16 protein-coding genes and 3 pseudogenes are annotated in these 15,403 nt (G+C 51.6%); 10 read left to right on the top strand and 9 right to left on the bottom strand.

Going from position 1 to position 15,403, the window contains the following annotated elements:
* Position 1: 1 nt before the first annotated feature.
* The 7 genes from spoVAD to A0V43_RS01655 all read right to left on the bottom strand — a co-directional run bounded on the left by spoVAD (position 2) and on the right by A0V43_RS01655 (position 3,631).
* On the bottom strand, positions 2–1,015 hold the full coding sequence (gene spoVAD, locus A0V43_RS01685) for a stage V sporulation protein AD (protein ID WP_015374181.1): 1,014 nt from the start codon (positions 1,013–1,015) through the stop codon (positions 2–4).
* Positions 1,015–1,494, bottom strand: coding sequence for a stage V sporulation protein AC (gene spoVAC, locus A0V43_RS01680; RefSeq protein WP_015374180.1), 480 nt, complete (start codon positions 1,492–1,494; stop codon positions 1,015–1,017). Before spoVAC ends, spoVAD begins: the two co-directional genes overlap by 1 nt.
* 11 nt (positions 1,495–1,505) lie before the next feature.
* Entirely contained in the window at positions 1,506–1,982 is a 477-nt protein-coding gene (locus tag A0V43_RS01675; protein WP_063192229.1) for a YhcN/YlaJ family sporulation lipoprotein, read from the bottom strand.
* A gap of 97 nt (positions 1,983–2,079) precedes the next feature.
* Complete coding sequence (locus tag A0V43_RS01670) at positions 2,080–2,286, bottom strand: DUF1657 domain-containing protein (protein WP_063192228.1); 207 nt, start codon at positions 2,284–2,286, stop codon at positions 2,080–2,082.
* A gap of 159 nt (positions 2,287–2,445) precedes the next feature.
* Positions 2,446–2,649 carry a phage holin family protein gene (locus A0V43_RS01665; protein ID WP_023633985.1) on the bottom strand — a complete coding sequence of 68 codons (204 nt, stop codon included), beginning with the start codon at positions 2,647–2,649 and terminating at the stop codon, positions 2,446–2,448.
* Positions 2,650–2,676: 27 nt separating this feature from the next.
* Positions 2,677–2,907, bottom strand: coding sequence for a hypothetical protein (locus tag A0V43_RS01660; protein WP_011230350.1), 231 nt, complete (start codon positions 2,905–2,907; stop codon positions 2,677–2,679).
* A 382-nt stretch (positions 2,908–3,289) separates the two neighbouring features.
* Entirely contained in the window at positions 3,290–3,631 is a 342-nt protein-coding gene (locus A0V43_RS01655) for a hypothetical protein (protein WP_063192227.1), read from the bottom strand.
* Between the two features lie 148 nt (positions 3,632–3,779).
* On the opposite strand from A0V43_RS01655, the gene A0V43_RS01650 reads away from it, so the two are divergent.
* Together A0V43_RS01650 and A0V43_RS01645 are read left to right on the top strand one after the other, a co-directional pair.
* Positions 3,780–4,499, top strand: coding sequence for a BMQ_0737 family morphogenetic spore coat protein (locus A0V43_RS01650; RefSeq protein ID WP_063192226.1), 720 nt, complete (start codon positions 3,780–3,782; stop codon positions 4,497–4,499).
* Between the two features lie 101 nt (positions 4,500–4,600).
* On the top strand, positions 4,601–5,365 hold the full coding sequence (locus A0V43_RS01645; protein ID WP_060788640.1) for a hypothetical protein: 765 nt from the start codon (positions 4,601–4,603) through the stop codon (positions 5,363–5,365).
* Here the strand turns inward: A0V43_RS01645 and A0V43_RS18475 are convergent.
* Both A0V43_RS18475 and A0V43_RS01640 read right to left on the bottom strand, forming a co-directional pair.
* Positions 5,253–5,663 carry a hypothetical protein gene (locus tag A0V43_RS18475; RefSeq protein ID WP_128577955.1) on the bottom strand — a complete coding sequence of 137 codons (411 nt, stop codon included), beginning with the start codon at positions 5,661–5,663 and terminating at the stop codon, positions 5,253–5,255. The two genes, A0V43_RS01645 and A0V43_RS18475, sit on opposite strands and share 113 nt — an antisense overlap.
* Positions 5,664–5,686: 23 nt before the next feature.
* Complete coding sequence (locus A0V43_RS01640) at positions 5,687–6,037, bottom strand: DUF1360 domain-containing protein (RefSeq protein ID WP_063192225.1); 351 nt, start codon at positions 6,035–6,037, stop codon at positions 5,687–5,689.
* A gap of 178 nt (positions 6,038–6,215) precedes the next feature.
* On the opposite strand from A0V43_RS01640, the gene A0V43_RS20095 reads away from it, so the two are divergent.
* The 8 genes and pseudogenes from A0V43_RS20095 to A0V43_RS01600 all read left to right on the top strand — a co-directional run bounded on the left by A0V43_RS20095 (position 6,216) and on the right by A0V43_RS01600 (position 15,343).
* Positions 6,216–6,710, top strand: a complete 495-nt coding sequence (locus tag A0V43_RS20095; RefSeq protein ID WP_236930891.1) for a hypothetical protein — start codon at positions 6,216–6,218, stop codon at positions 6,708–6,710.
* Entirely contained in the window at positions 6,679–7,674 is a 996-nt protein-coding gene (locus tag A0V43_RS01630; protein WP_063192224.1) for an aminoglycoside phosphotransferase family protein, read from the top strand. The genes A0V43_RS20095 and A0V43_RS01630 overlap by 32 nt, the downstream gene beginning before the upstream one ends.
* A 6-nt stretch (positions 7,675–7,680) precedes the next feature.
* Complete coding sequence (locus A0V43_RS01625) at positions 7,681–8,760, top strand: glycosyltransferase (RefSeq protein WP_063192223.1); 1,080 nt, start codon at positions 7,681–7,683, stop codon at positions 8,758–8,760.
* Between the two features lie 275 nt (positions 8,761–9,035).
* Positions 9,036–10,319: a UDP-glucose dehydrogenase family protein gene (locus A0V43_RS01620; protein WP_015374173.1), complete on the top strand. Its 1,284-nt coding sequence runs from the start codon at positions 9,036–9,038 to the stop codon at positions 10,317–10,319.
* Positions 10,316–11,271: pseudogene (locus tag A0V43_RS01615) on the top strand (NAD-dependent epimerase/dehydratase family protein). The gene A0V43_RS01620 and the pseudogene A0V43_RS01615 overlap by 4 nt, the downstream one beginning before the upstream one ends.
* Positions 11,268–12,422, top strand: coding sequence for a glycosyltransferase family 4 protein (locus A0V43_RS01610; protein ID WP_063192222.1), 1,155 nt, complete (start codon positions 11,268–11,270; stop codon positions 12,420–12,422). The pseudogene A0V43_RS01615 and the gene A0V43_RS01610 overlap by 4 nt, the downstream one beginning before the upstream one ends.
* Before the next feature lie 254 nt (positions 12,423–12,676).
* Positions 12,677–13,770: pseudogene (locus A0V43_RS01605) on the top strand (CotS family spore coat protein).
* Positions 13,771–13,772: 2 nt separating this feature from the next.
* Positions 13,773–15,343 (top strand): annotated as a pseudogene (locus A0V43_RS01600) (glycosyltransferase family 4 protein).
* The last annotated feature ends 60 nt before the right edge of the window (positions 15,344–15,403 follow it).

Here is a 15,403-nt window from a genome sequence, read left to right as displayed (position 1 = left end):
GCTACGCCTCACCTCCATACTCGATCGCCACCGCGTGGGCGATGCATGGAATCGTCTCGTTTTGCTGGAACGATAGCGGCGACAATAGCGCTCCTGTCGCGACTGCCAAAATGCGCTTCAGCTCGCCGCGCCGCATCCGTTTGATGAGATGCCCGTAAACGACGACAGCGGAACAAGCCGCCCCACTTGCGCCGGACAAAACCGGCTGCCCATCGCGGTAAATGAGCAGCCCGCAATCTTGGTAGCACTCTTCATCGATGTCAATGCCGTGCTGACGCAGCAAGTCAAGGGAGACTTGGCGTCCGATTCGCCCTAGATCGCCGGTGACGATCAAATCGTAATACGATGCATCGATTTGCATGTCGCGCAAATGCGCCTCAATCGTATCGACCGCCGCCGGCGCCATCGCTCCACCCATGTTGAACGGGTCGGCAAGCCCCATATCCACAACGCGGCCGATCGTCGCCGCGGTCACGCGCGGCCCGTCCCCTTTCGGGCTGACGATCGCCACGCCAGCTCCCGTTACTGTCCACTGCGCCGTCGGCGGCTTTTGCCCGCCGTATTCCGTCGGGTAACGAAACTGTTTTTCGACGGCAGCATTGTGGCTTGAGGCTCCGGTTAATATATAATCTGCCCCGCCGTAGTTGGTAATAAAAGCGCTTAGCGCCAGCCCTTCCATCGAAGTGGAACAGGCGCCAAAAACACCGAGATACGGCATGCCGAGCGTTCGGGCAGCAAAGCTTGTCGGGGTCATTTGGTTGATCAAGTCGCCGGCGATGAGAAATTGCACGTTTTCTTTCTCTAGGCCGGCTTTTTCCATCGCCTGAAACGCTGCTTCTTCCATGAGCACGCGGTGCGCCTTCTCGTACGACTCCTCTCCGAGCCATAAATCTTCGTGAAGAAGATCAAAGTCTTCCGCGAGGCGGCCGTTCGCCTCAAACGGCCCGCCGACCGCCGCTGTTGCGATGATTGCCGGCTTGTTCGCAAACACCCATGTGCGGTGCCCTTTCAGCATTACAATCCCCCCCACTGGGTCGCAATCGTTTTGACAAGGGCGATGACAAAGGCGGCAAACGTACCGAACAAGATGACCGATCCGGCGAGCTTGAACATGTTCGAGCCGACGCCTAACACAAATCCTTCCGTCCGGTGCTCAATCGCCGCCGAGATGACGGCGTTGCCAAACCCTGTCACCGGCACGGCGCTTCCCGCCCCAGCGAATTGGGCGATCCGGTCATAAACGCCAAGCCCAGTTAAAATCATCGACAAAAAGACCATCGTCGCGACCGTCGGATTGCCTGCCGTTTGCTCGGTGAAATCAAAGAAGTACATATAGAAATAAGAGATCGCTTGCCCGATCGTGCAAATGATTCCGCCAACGAGAAACGCGCAAACACAGTTGCGAACGATAGGGCGCTTCGTTTCCCGCTCTTTTTCGAATAAATGATATTCCTGCTGAACCGGGGTCAGCTTTTTCCGTTTTTCATTCGCCATCATGACACCTCTTATGTTTGCTCTTTGCTTAGCTTTTCAATGCGCCTGATTTCCCGATTGACTTTTCGTTCATCCCAGCGTCGATTGTCCATGTTGGCTTTTAATTCCTTCGTCTTCCAAAAAATTTTCAAATCGCTCGAGGAAACAACATCATAGCCAGGAAACAGGTCGCGCAGTTTTTGGTCAATGTCTTTCTCAATTTGTTTTCGACTCCACCGCTTCATATGGGGAATTTGATAAGCAATGAGCAACCGATCCCCGCTGTTGACCGCCACCACGTCCCGAACATCGTCGCGCCCGCGCAAATAGCTGGCCGCCCGCTCGGCCGGACCTTGGTTCAGCTCCGCATGTTTCGCCGTCCCGTACGTTTGGGTTCTCAGCAGGTTTGCCCCTTGCAGCGATTGTTTTTGTTCCGTTTCTTCTTTGGCGCAGCCGCCGACCGCGATCATCGCAACGACGGCCGCCAACCACCATTTTTTCATCTTCATCAACCCATTCGTTTTTATGTATTTCCGCCAAGTCGGGAAAGGTTGGCGTGCTGTGCCAACCTTTCCGCCTGAACCATCCCATTCGCTTCAGCGAAGGTTATGGTTGTTTATATTGTGGCTCTTCGTTTTGAATTTCTTGCATGCGCGAGTTCACCAAATCAATGACCGCCTGCGTTTGTTGGGCAGCTTGTTGGTAAAGCTGTTTCGCGGCTTGGTTTTCGGTTTGCAAAGCAAACGTTTCGAAGCTCGCTTGCGCCGATTTTAACCCCGCCAATGTTTGTTTCACTTGTGTTGCAACCGTCATGATTCATGTCCTCCTTGATATGAGAATGGGTGGTGACAATGTTTAGAATGGTTTTTCCCTTTTCAGATTATAATTGTCATTTTCTACAAAACGTTCTGCCGCCTTTCCAGCCTTTCCGGGCACGAAAAGGGCGCCTTCTGCAGGCGCCCCCCATGCGGTTTACGACTTGTCATCAACTTTATCCGAATAACCGCGGCCAAGCGACGGGTTGTTTAAAATGCCGGCCATCACCAAAATGCTTAATAACGCATGATACAACTGTTCATACTTGCCAAGGTCGATGTCGACGCCAAACGTCTCCAGCGCCAGTACGACAAACGACCCGATCCCGAGCCAAAGCCCGTAATTTTTAAAACGCTCCACCGTTTGCGTCCCCCATTTGCTTTATGGCTAGATCCACGAGAACGGTCTCCGTTCTCCTTCGTTTCGATCATGGCCTCCTTCACCATGTTCTTCCTTATCCCGGTCCCGCACATCTTCAACGGCTTCCATTTCCGTATCATCGCGGTGCGGGAACAACCACGGATCGCGGATGCGGCCGCGCGGCATAATGACGATGTCATCGGCATGAATGATCAATTTATCGACATGAATCACTTTCGCTTTTTTCCGATCCGACATGCCCTTCCCCCCTTCCTTTCGCCTAGTTGCACTGTTAGACTATGCAAGGAGGCGAAGCGAAGTATAGGCATCTCTCACGGATTTCCGTTATTTCTTCTTGATGACGGCTGGCCGACCGCATCCGCATCCGCTCGGACGCCGCACAGGCTGCGTTGTCGAAGAAAGCACCCTTGTCACCGGTTTCGACGGAGTTGGCTTCTTCATTTCTCATCCCTCCATCCCGAAAAAGTGTAGCCCTCGCCGATCAACCAATTTATGTTCAAGTCCATTTCCGTACGATTCGTCTCTAATCGAAACGGCATAAAAACAAACAATGTCTAACGGCGAGAGAAAAAGCGAGCGGCTACTGCTATTGTATGGCTTGGCGAGCCAAGGGTGCCTCTCATTTTTCGTTTCGCTCCGGGTGTGGCATGATGGCATTTTCTTGCCTCAGTGTGCGGAAAAACCAGCTGTCCGGCCGTTCGTCCTCATCCGTCTTGCCCGTTTTTTCGCTCCATGGCGATTGCAGCAGCTGGCGGCGGAGCTCGTCATTTTCCTTCTCCAGCTGTTTGAGCTGCTCGTAGCGCTTGGCGCTTTGGTAAGCCAGCTCCTTTAACACAATGTTTTCGGCTTCCACCTCTTTCAGACGTCGCTCCAGTTCCGCCATTCGCTCAGCAAGCCGCTGTTCACCCGTGCTCCTTCTCTTTTCGTTCATCGCCCCATGTTTATTTTCATCATTCGACATCTCCCCCTTTGATTCATCGCTGGCTGCGCCCACCAACCAAAAATCCGCATCTGTCCCAACACATTTACCTAATCCGTTCCATAGTATACAGTAGTCCCAAACCACCAAGCGTTGGGGAACAACTGAACGATAGGAGGAACGAAGAAAAATGAGTCATCATCACCGTCGCGATACAGAAAGAGTATGCATCAGAACGCGCAAAATTTACGACTGGGTGACGCGCCAAGTCGATGTGCCATTGCGCAGCTTCAGCGGCGAGGATTTGGAAGCACTTTTCCCGCTGGATCACTGCCGGCGGGAAGGAACGATTTGCGACTTTTTGGGAGCGCAACATACAAACCCGCAACACTTGACAATCCGTTGCTTCCTGACAGATGCTGAAGGCAATCCGATCGACTCAGTCGTTGACCAGGACGCCTTGATTTGCCAGGAAATTACGCAGCCAAACGGCCGGCAGTCCGTAAACGTCACCCTTCCTTCTGGGGAAACGGTGACGTTGCAAAAAGTCAAAGCGCTCATCAAAGGGCATGTCGTCGTGCAAATTGTCAGCCCATCCGGCACGGTCATTTGCCAATCGAAGCCAATTCCGTTCGCTACAGCACAAACGTTCATCTTGTGCGCCCCGGAAGGCACACAGCTCAACTGCCATATTTCGTTCTTCGAATGCGACACGAGCCTAGTCTGCACAGACAACTTTGCACAACTCGATGTTTCCATCACCTTATGCCTTGAAGTCCAAGTGGAAGCTGATGTCAAAATCGAAGTCGAAGCTCGTTTCTGCCAACCGCGCGAAGAATTGGCCGAAGCCGTGCTTTGCCCGACAACCAAATTCCCGCCGCAATGCCCGGACGTATTCCCGGCCATGTAGCATTCTGCACCGTTCAGGCTGTTGTTCCAACAACAGCCTTTTTTATATGGCATGCACCCGCAATGGATACATAAGATGAGAATGGAAGGGGTGGAAACCATATGAAAAACAAAAACGACCAACATCTCCGTCTGCAGCAACAAATCATCCACTACCGGTCGGAAGCGGCCTCATGCCGGCAACAAGTGCAACAGCTGGAAGCCGAGCTGGCCAAAGAAAAAATGCGCAGCGCCTATTGGAAAGAAAAGTTCCGCGAAGCAGAAACCGTCAACGTTGAAACGTATAAGAAAAAAATCGCCGCCTTGGAACGCCAACTTCTGTTGTGTGAAATTGCACTCGAAGAAACGCGATCCAACATCTCCAAAGAAGCACAGACACCAGCGTTTGAACGAGCTGCCGCCGTGTCGTCGTTGTTTCACTACTCTGTCGTCATTCCGACGCATCTTGACGAGGAAGAGCTGACCATCATCGGCGATTTCATCATTCGCAATCACGGAACAGCGCCGCTTCACCATTTGATTGTCTGTCTCCGCCTTTCGCCTCCAAAAACGGCGGTGCTCAGCGGGAAAATTGTTTTGCCAAACAGCGGACGGGCCGAGCAGGAAGCGCTGATCTCCAATAGCGCGGAAAGCTGGACGTTCACCCAAGAAAACTGGCGGGAAAAAGTGCGGCAAAGCGGGGAATACTGGCTTGCCCCGCTTTATGACGCCCCGCTTGAACCAGGCGAGGAGCGGCGCTTTTCCCAGTTTGAAATCACTGTTCCCCCGTCCAGCAATGCCCGCTCATTGACGGTTGATGGATTCGTGTATTGCGCAGAACTGCCAAAGGGCGTTCCTGCCGCCAACCATATTGCCATTCAATGGTGACCCGCTCGTTTTCCGCCTTCATGCCGGCCAGCGGCGCACCTGCTGTTTGGGCCGGCCGTTTTGGGCCGGCTCCGCTATTTCCTATTTCAAACAATAGGAGTTGGACGTTTCCTTCCATCAACGTCATCCCGACAAGCTGCGCTGCTGTTTTGGCATCACCGGCTGACGACGGCTTGACGACTTCCATCCACACCGCCAGCCATTCCTTCAGCGAACGTTGCCCAACCAGCATCACCGGTTCGCTGTCCATTTTTTGACCAAAACGACGCCCGCCGGCATCCCTCATTGGCTGTGTCATAATCTCAATAGCCGCCTTTCTCCTTACGACAGCCATTTACTGACGAGCGTCTCCATGATCGCCGCCCCGCCGGCAATCGCTAGAAGCATAATGAGCGGCTCAAAAACATTCGGCCAAAGCATTAGGCCAGTATAACAAAACGCCGCACACCAGATCCCCGTGCACCAGTAGCAGCTCAGCAGTTCGCCAAACCAGCGACGCAGCCCGCCTCCCTTGAAAGAAAGAAATGCTTGTTTGCTTCCGTCTGGAAGTTCCTGCTCCGTCCATTCGTGAAAGGGACGGCGAATCCAGGCGGTGATCGCATCATATACAATCAGCCGTGTCAGGCGAAAGCTGGCTAAACAAAGAAGGACAAATGAAAATGGATCGTCCATGCTCCTCTCCCCCTTTCCGTCGGTCATGACCGCTAAAAAACCGATTACCTCTCCGTCGTTCCAACTTGGCAGCCAGTGAATTCTCTTTGACGCGGACGTTTGCCCAAACGCTCTCCTAAGCCAATCATATGATGGAGTATAGGTTTTTAACACAAGGGACAAGAAAGGAGGCGACGCGATGTACCATGTCTTTTTCAACCGACGCCCAACCCGACCCCGCCTTCCCCGTGCTCTTTACGAACAGCTGGCCGCGCTTCCACTCAACACTGAGGTTAACGTGCACACCACCAACGAGACGCATTACAATGCGCTTTTTCTCGGCTTCGAGCCGCGGACGAACAGCGTCTCGCTATTGGTTGACCGCTTTTATAAAGACGGGGGCGCTCCCTTGCGATCGATGCGGCCGCGATCACCGCAATCGATCTCCCTGTTTCCATGCGGCCGGCTTCATCCGCTGATTCGGATGACGAGGAAGAATAACCAAGAAAGAAAGCACAGCCGGCTGACGCCAACCAACGCGGCCGGCGCTTATTTTTTTGGCGGCGCCGTTTTCTCATTGACTAGCGCGCTTGTCTATACATTCTCTTCTCGTATTACATACACTTTTACCAATCGACAATGGATGCTAGGAGGAACTGATCTTGGCTTCGAAACGATCTCGCTTGTTGTTTGACATTTTAAGCCGTTACGACCTGACTGGAACTGAAGTCGATATCATGAAGGAACTGAAAGAAAAAAAAGTATGGCTTGTGCAAAACAAAAAAACGAGGGAACGGTACGTGCTGAAACGGCTGAGCGAAGACAAAACGAATTTTCCGATTTTGCTTCATTCCAAGCTGTACCAAGAAGGATTTCATGTCCCAAAAATCTTCCAAACGAAAACAGACCAATATTACATCCACCGAAAAGGCCATTACTACTATTTGATGGACTACATCGTCCCAAGCGGAACGAAGCCCTCTTTCCAACAACGGATCGAAGGGCTCGCCCGCTTTCATGCTCACAGTCTGTTTGCCGATTGGATCGGCCCCTGCCCTTCATCGTTTCCGGAGCCAAAAGACGTGCTGAGCGCACATCGGCAAAAAGCAGCACAGTTAGAGGAGCAGGCAAAGGCCATCGATCATCGTGACACTCTTTCTCATATAATGGAACAGATGGCTGGAATCGCGAATCAAAGTTATGCATGGCTTGAAAAAAGCAATCTAGCTGATTTTTGCCGCACAGCGAAAGAACGAAAGGCCATTTGCCACGGGGATTACAACAGCAACAACCTTTTATTGGCGGAAAACCACGAAGTCATCATGATCGACTTTGACCTCGCCTACTATGGTCTTCCGCTTGATGATTTTCGCTTTTTGCTTATTTCTTTGACGAAAAACCCGAAAGACGATGCGGTAAAACGAACGAAGTTGCTATTTGACCTTTATTTCTCCGTTTGTTCCCTGTATGCTCCATACAAAAGGGTCTATTTGGCTGATGCCATGTTTCCGCACGTGTTTTACAGCGAAACGGTCGGCCAAGAAAAGCAAAAGCGGGCGGTAAACAGCCCAGCGTCCTTGAACTTGCTCACCCGCCTCGCCGAACAGGAAACAAAAAAATTCGCATTCTTGTCCGATTTTTTCAAAAGCGAGGGATAGAGAAAAATGAAACAAACGATCGCCCACTTTCTTCATGAAAAAATGAAAATCAATCAACGTTTTATTTACAACCAAATGGTTCATTTAAAAAAATACCGCCCGATCATGATCGGGTCATTCGCCGATGACGGCAGCCATCCGTTTCCTCTCATCAACTATTATCACCTCAACGACATCGACGATTTCGGCCGCTTCGCCAAAGAACAAAATATTGTCGCCATTCACGCTCACCATGGAAAGCATGCCGTCGAAATTCTTCCGCTTTGCATCGCCCATCGCATTCCGCTTGTCGTCAGCATCCGCGGCCGCGATGGATCGGCGAAATATCAAAGCTTGCGGCGCAATCAAAAACGGTACAATTTGCTCAAACAGCACGGGGCGCTCTTTCTTCCTGTCTGCCGCTATCTTGCCAATGAACTGACCACACTAGGCTTTCCGCCGGAAAAAATCCAAGTTCTCTACGGCGGCATCGAGCTCGATTTATTTCCGTACCGAGAGCAGACGATTCCTGAGAACGGAGACATCATCATTCTCTCAATCGGCCGGCTCGTCGAGAAAAAAGGCTTTTTAACGCTCGTGCGCGCCTTTTGGCGCGTGCATGCGGTTCATCCGCGCTGCCGCCTCCGCATCATCGGCAGCGGCAAAGAGGAAGAAAACATCCGCCGGCTTATCAGCGAGCTGAAGCTCGATCCGTTTGTCGACCTGCTGGGTGCCATGGATGCCGCTTCAATCGCCCGCGAAATGGAACGCGCCCATCTATTTTGCCTGGCGAGCGAGACCGCTTCAGACGGAGACATTGAAGGCATCCCCAACGTATTGAAAGAAGCGATGGCAAGCGGACTGCCGGTCGTCTCAACGAATCACGCCGGCATCCCCGAATTGATCGAACACAAACGCACCGGCTATCTCGCACCAGAAAGAGACGATCTTGAGCTAGCGAACGGCATTCGCTTTTTTCTGGAACATCCGGAACGAATTCCATCCTTCACGAAAAAAGCGCGCAAAGTGATTGAACAGCGGTTTGATATCACGAAACAAATCAAGGTGCAGGAGCGGTTGTATGATGAGTTCATCAAAAGGGGCTGACCCAAAAGGCTTTCTGCCTTCAGGATAGACACAAAATATAGTGCGGAAGAAGCGGTCAGTACGTATATATAGAGACGAAAGAGGGTGTCCCGATCCTTTTGGGACACCCCTTTGTTGCTTCATTCTTCCCCTTTCCTTTCCAAACAGCAGAAAGGTTGTCCGCCGAAAATAGACCGCACCATTTCCAGCGTTTTAGGCGCTTGCCATGTAGCAAACCACGCTTGTCTGTTAATACGCTATAAAAGCCGGAGATTTCACGAAGGAGGCCTATTAGGATGAACATTTGTATCATTGGCGCTGGCTACGTCGGACTAACCACCGCTGCCGTCCTTGCTGAACTTGGGCATGAAGTGCATTGCATCGATCATGATGAACGGAAAATCCGCCTGCTCAATAACGGGGAAGTTCCGTTTTATGAGCCAGGGCTCGAAGAATTGATTGTCAAAAACTATAATGATCTGACGTTCAGCGGCCGCTGGGATGATATCAAACGGGCGGCCGTCGTTGTCATTTGTGTCGGCACCCCGCCGCGGCCCGACGGCGGCACCGACTTGCGCTATATTGAAGCGGTGCTCGACCGCTTGGCAACAACGATCAAATCGTACAAAACGATCGTCACGAAAAGCACCGTCCCTCCGGGGACGAATGAATGGATGCGTGCCGAGCTCATCCGCAAAGGAGTGAAACCGCAGTTGTTCCGCATCGTATCCAACCCAGAGTTTTTGCGGGAAGGGTCGGCTGTCTACGATATGTTTCACCCAGACAAAATCGTCGTCGGACTCGAACCGGATGATGACCAATCGCTTGCCGTCATGCAGGCGGTGTATGCCGGCATCAATGCCCCTTACCTCACAACAAGCCTGACCGGCGCGGAACTGATCAAATACGCCGCCAACGCGTTTTTGGCGACCAAAATTTCCTTTATTAACGAAATGGCGCGCATCTGTGACGCGTTTGCCGTCGATGTCAATGACATCGCCCGCGGGATCGGCCTCGACCCGCGCATCGGCCCGCATTTTTTGCGGGCCGGCCTCGGCTATGGAGGATCTTGCTTTCCAAAAGATATCAAAGCGCTCGAACATGCGGCGCGCTCGCGCCAAGTGGAGCCGCATTTGCTGAAGGCAGTGCAGACCATCAACGCCACCCAGCTTGACGTTTGCTTCCAAAAACTCAATGAGCAACTTGCCCCATTGACGGACAAAAAGATCGCCGTGCTTGGCATCTCCTTCAAGCCGAATACAGACGATACGCGTTTTTCCCCCGCTGAAGCGCTCATCCGCCGATTGAGTGAAAACGGCTGTACGGTTGCCGCCTACGACCCGAAGGCAACGCTCTCGGAGCCGCTCGCCCGCGTCACACAAGTCCAGTCGGTGCACGAAGCGATCCAAGGGGCGGATGGCTTGGTCATCGCCACCGATTGGGACGAATTCCGCACGCTTGACTGGGGGCAAGTGAAAGCGGCGATGAATGGGACGCTCGTGTTTGACGGTCGAAACTGTTTGGATCGCCATGCAGTCGAACAAAGCGGTTTGCGCTACATGGGGGTGGGGCGCCCGTGAACATTCTCGTCACCGGGGCGGCCGGATTTATCGGCTCCCATTTATGCGAAAAACTGCTCGAAAACGACGAGCATCATGTGATTGGCGTCGACGGCTTTCTCGGACCGACGCCGGCGCCGCTAAAAGCGAAGAACATTGCCCATTTGCAGTCTCATCCACGGTTTACCTTTCTTGAGCTGGATTTGTTGACAGCCGATTTGCCGTCCTTGCTGCAAAACGTCGAAGCGGTCTACCACTTAGCCGGCATGCCCGGCGTGCGAACGAGCTGGGGGACGGAGTTTGCCGCCTATGCTGCACACAACATTTCCGCTACCCAGCGGTTGCTTGAGGCATGCAAAGACCGGCCGCTCAAACGGTTCATCTACGCTTCGACCTCATCCGTCTACGGCGAGCGGAGCGGCCCGTTGTCGGAAACGCTTGAACCGGCCCCGCTCTCCCCATATGGCATTACGAAGCTCACCGGCGAACATTTATGCCGCGTCTATTTTCGTGAGTTCGCCGTACCGATCGTCATTTTGCGCTATTTCACCGTCTACGGCCCGCGCCAGCGCCTGGACATGTCGTTTCACCGCTTCATCCGCCAGCTGCTCGCTGGACAACCGCTCATTGTGTTCGGCGACGGAACACAATCGCGCGATTTCACCTATATTTCTGACTGCGTTGATGGAACGATCGCCGCAATCGAGCGGGATGGCGTCATTGGAGAAACGATCAATATCGGCGGAAAAGAACGAACATCGGTCAATGAGGTGATCCGGCTGCTGGAAACGCTGACGGGAAAACAAGCGATCATTCAGTATACCCCGCCGCCCGCGGAGAGCCGAAACAAACATGGGCCGACTTGACAAAAGCGGAGCGGCTGCTTGGGTACAAACCGGTTGTAACGCTTGAGGACGGCCTGCAAAAAGAGATTGAATACATCCGTTCGCTGTATGAGGGTGAGCATTTATGAAAATCGCCTATGTCTGCACCGAAAAGCTGCCCGCCCCAGCAGTGCGGGGCGGGGCCATTCAAATGATGATCGATGGGATTGCTCCATTGATCGCCCGCCGCCACGAACTGACCATTTTTTCGATCACTGACCCGCTGTTGCCGCCTGAAGAGACAGACGGAGACATCCACTACATCCGTTTTCCAAAAGCCACGTATGAAACGGATGTGGCACGTGCGCTGGCCGCATACAACTTTGATGTCGTTCACGTCTTCAATCGTCCTGTTCCGCTCATCGATTACCAAGCGGCGGCTCCGCAAAGCGCCTTTGTGCTAAGCCTGCATAACGACATGTTTTCCCCGCTGAAAATGACAGCCAAGCAGGTGAAGCGGGCGCTAGACGCCTGCACCTTGCTGACCGCCGTCAGTGAATACATCAAACGGACGGTGACTGAACGGTACTTGGTGAACCCGCAAAAAATCAAAGTCATTTATTCCGGAGTCGACCTTGCCCAGTACATCCCCGTCTGGACAGAAGAGGGCAAGCGCATACGCCAGGCAGAACGCGAAGCATACGGACTCACTGATAAAAAAGTCGTTCTCTTTCTCGGCCGACTCAGCAAAACAAAAGGACCGCATTTGCTGATTCAATGCTTGCCATCCCTTTTGGTCCACCATCCTGAGGCAGCGCTTGTCATCGTCGGCGGAAAATGGTTCGGCGACACCGGACGAAGCGAATACATCGACTGGCTTCATGAACTCGCGGTGCCGATGGCCGATCGCGTTCTGTTTACGAATTACGTTCCGCACAGTCATATCCCCAAACTGCTCTTAATGGCCGATGTGTTTGTATGCAGCTCGCAATGGCACGAGCCGCTCGCCCGCGTTCATTACGAAGCGATGGCCGCCGGCATTCCGGTCGTGACAACCAACCGCGGCGGCAATGCCGAAATCGTCCGCCACGGCGAAACCGGCTTTGTCATCGATGACTACCAAAACCCGCACGCTTTTTTTGAAGCGATTGATTACATGCTTGTGAACAAACATGAAGCGGAAACCATGGCGAAAAAGGCAAGAACGCTCGTTGAACAGCAATTTCAATTCCACCATGTGGCCAAGCGGTTTGAAACGGTTTATATGGAAGCATGTTCCTCCCTTTCCCCAAACCAATAAGGGCTGTCTAAGAGAAATGGTTTCGGGACAGCCTTTTTCTCTTTCTCCGATGAAATCAACCATGCCGCTCCTTGTGCATCGATCCCCACTCGTCACACTTTCGCCGCCCCCAGTTCGTCAAACTGCAGAGGCTTTGGGAAATATCCTCTATTTAATGAGCTTACCCAGTCCCATTTCGTTCTCCATACATATCCTAGTAGCAATCACACATATTTCGCTTCGTCCATTCCCAAATACCTGACAGGAGGGATAGCATGAAAGACATCGTGATTGAACCATGGCTCGTCGATGAAACGACTCATGAGTTTTTTGTCCCTGAGTATATCATCCAGCTGGCAGAGGAAGTGCTGAAAAACTACGATTTATCCGTTCAAAATATGCAAATCGTTACGACAAAACCGGACAAGGGAGGAGCGATTTGGAAGCTCGAAACGAAATCAGGCCCGAAAAGTTTGAAGCTGCTGCACCGGAGGCCGACAAGGAGCCTATTCAGCCTAGGAGCACAAGAATATTTAGTGGAAGTGCGCAAGGCAAGAGTGCCGCCAATTGTAAAAACAAAGGATGGAAAACGTTATGTCGAGGCAGGAGGAAAACTATGGTTTGTGGCGGAATGGATTGAACCGTTGACGCCAGTTGCAAAGGATTTGGAAGGAGCAAGAAAGCTTTGTTATGCCCTTGGTGAATTCCATCGGCTAAGCAAAGGGTATGTCCCCCAAAACAGGCGGAAATGGCTTCGCGGCTAACCAAATGGCCAAAAAACTATGAAAAAATGATTACGAAAATGAGCTGGTTTCGGAACATTGCCAAATACTACCCTGAAATGCCGGCAAGCCCACCGTTATTAGAGGTAGTTGACCGATTTGAAGAACAGGCGCGAAAAGGCATGGAACGATTCCTGCAATCCAGCTATGTTGAATTCGTCAAGCAAGGAACGGCTCATTGGGGGTTGGTTCACCAAGACTACGGTTGGTCCAACGGCCAAATGGGCGCGGACGGAATGTGGATTATTGATCTCGACGGAGTTGCCTTTGACCTTCCGATTCGTGATTTACGAAAACTCATTAGCGGCACAATGGCGGATTTATACAAATGGGATGCAACATGGGTGCGGGAAATGATTCTAGCGTACCATGAAGCAAATCCAATCACACCTGAATTATACGAGCTTTTGATGATTGACTTGGCCATGCCAAACGAATTTTATAAAAATATGAAAGAAGTCGTCTATGAACCGGAAATCTTTCTCAATGAACAAACCGCACAGCTCATTCAAACGATTGTCGAAACTGACCAGTCAAAGTGGCCTGTATTGGCAGAAATCGAAAATGACTGGAAAGGAGTGGAATAAATATGAGGATTTTGATGGTTTGTACAGAAAAACTCCCCATTCCCCTGTACTCGGCGGAGCCATTCAAACGTATATTTCCGGCATTCTTCCACATGTAAGCCAATTCCATGATATTACCGTTTTAGGCATCAGCGATTCGTCGCTTCCCGAGCAAGAAACGATCCAAGGCGTTCACTACATGCGCGTACCGGGAAAAATATTTGAAATATACCGGGAAAACGTTGTTCGTTATGTGGAAGCGAACAAGTTCGATCTCATCCATATCTTTAACCGCCCCCGCCTTGTTCTGCCCATCCGGCAGGCAGCGCCCGACGCCAAAATGACGTTAAGTATGCACAATGATATGTTTCAACCGGAAAAAATCGATCCAGAAGAAGCAACGGCGGCCATCGCAGAAGTGGCCTACATCGTAACAGTGAGCGATTATATTGGCAATGTCATCCGCAGTCTATATCCGCAGGCATCGCCAAAATTGCGCACGATTTATTCTGGAGTAGACAGCGAACGATTTTTGCCGGGAAATCATCCAAAAATGCAGAAAATACGCAACGACATTCGGCGGGCGCATGGGTTGGAAAACAAAACGGTCATGTTGTTCGCCGGAAGGCTGTCGCGCAATAAAGGGGTCGATAAACTCATTCTAGCATTGCCGGAGCTGGCAAAAAAATTTAAAAACTTAGCCCTGGTGATTGTCGGGAGCAACTGGTTTAGCGAAAATGACATTACTGATTATGTCGCATATGTAAGAGCACTGGCGAAACGAATGCCTGTCCCCGTTGTCACGACAGGCTTTGTCCCACCGAATGAAATCCAAAATTGGTTTGCGGCGGCTGATTTGTTTGTATGCACCTCGCAATGGCAGGAACCGTTGGCGCGCGTCCACTACGAGGCCATGGCAGCAGGCCTTCCGATCGTAACGACCGCGAGAGGCGGCAATCCGGAAGTCATTTTCGCCAATGAAAACGGCCTGATCGTAGAAAATCCGGAGGACCCGAGTGATTTTGCCAACAAGATTGCCCAAATATTATCGGATCAATCATTGATGAGAAGAATGGGAGAAAAAGGCCGGCAGCTTGCGATTTCGATCTATCATTGGGAGCGAGTCGCTTCCGAGTTATTGGAAGTTTGGGAGCAGGCGGAGAAAACAGAACAAGCTGTAGTGAGTGAAGAACAAGCAGCCGGCATGACAATAGAACCGCTGAAAGAAGAGGCAACAGAACAACTGAACCGGCCAACCCCTAAAGCGGATGCAAAAGAAAAAGTCCACTCGAAAAAGAAAGCGGCAGCGTCATCCGACAAAACGAAAAAGGGAAAAGCCAAAAAAGAGCGTGCCATATCAATGGAAGACCATCAACAAACAGCCAAACAAAAAGAAGCTGCGGCAGAGCGAACTGAACTCGCGAAAAGCGCCCCAGCTCCTAAACATCCCCAAACCGGCCGCCACATAAAACCTTTTACCATTGCAAGCGGCAACCAACAAACGCTGGACGCGTCGCCTAAAACGCATTTGAACCGCAAATTGGCTCAAGCGAAACATGACACCAAACATTTTACGATTGCAAGCTCACACTAACACGAATCGAAAATCGCCAACGAAGAAAGTGACAGACATCCAAAATAAAAATGAGAATAC

This window comes from Geobacillus sp. JS12 (assembly GCF_001592395.1).
Classification (GTDB): Bacteria; Bacillota; Bacilli; order Bacillales; family Anoxybacillaceae; genus Geobacillus; species Geobacillus zalihae.
This window is presented reverse-complemented; position numbering and strand designations above follow the sequence as displayed.

Coding starts and splice junctions, on each gene's coding strand:
- spoVAD (WP_015374181.1), bottom strand. CDS start 1,015: ATGCTGAAAGGGCACCGCACATGGGTGTTTGCGAACAAGCCGGCAATC.
- spoVAC (WP_015374180.1), bottom strand. CDS start 1,494: ATGGCGAATGAAAAACGGAAAAAGCTGACCCCGGTTCAGCAGGAATAT.
- A0V43_RS01675 (WP_063192229.1), bottom strand. CDS start 1,982: ATGAAGATGAAAAAATGGTGGTTGGCGGCCGTCGTTGCGATGATCGCG.
- A0V43_RS01670 (WP_063192228.1), bottom strand. CDS start 2,286: ATGACGGTTGCAACACAAGTGAAACAAACATTGGCGGGGTTAAAATCG.
- A0V43_RS01660 (WP_011230350.1), bottom strand. CDS start 2,907: ATGTCGGATCGGAAAAAAGCGAAAGTGATTCATGTCGATAAATTGATC.
- A0V43_RS01655 (WP_063192227.1), bottom strand. CDS start 3,631: ATGTCGAATGATGAAAATAAACATGGGGCGATGAACGAAAAGAGAAGG.
- A0V43_RS01650 (WP_063192226.1), top strand. CDS start 3,780: ATGAGTCATCATCACCGTCGCGATACAGAAAGAGTATGCATCAGAACG.
- A0V43_RS01645 (WP_060788640.1), top strand. CDS start 4,601: ATGAAAAACAAAAACGACCAACATCTCCGTCTGCAGCAACAAATCATC.
- A0V43_RS18475 (WP_128577955.1), bottom strand. CDS start 5,663: ATGACACAGCCAATGAGGGATGCCGGCGGGCGTCGTTTTGGTCAAAAA.
- A0V43_RS01640 (WP_063192225.1), bottom strand. CDS start 6,037: ATGGACGATCCATTTTCATTTGTCCTTCTTTGTTTAGCCAGCTTTCGC.
- A0V43_RS20095 (WP_236930891.1), top strand. CDS start 6,216: ATGTACCATGTCTTTTTCAACCGACGCCCAACCCGACCCCGCCTTCCC.
- A0V43_RS01625 (WP_063192223.1), top strand. CDS start 7,681: ATGAAACAAACGATCGCCCACTTTCTTCATGAAAAAATGAAAATCAAT.
- A0V43_RS01620 (WP_015374173.1), top strand. CDS start 9,036: ATGAACATTTGTATCATTGGCGCTGGCTACGTCGGACTAACCACCGCT.
- A0V43_RS01610 (WP_063192222.1), top strand. CDS start 11,268: ATGAAAATCGCCTATGTCTGCACCGAAAAGCTGCCCGCCCCAGCAGTG.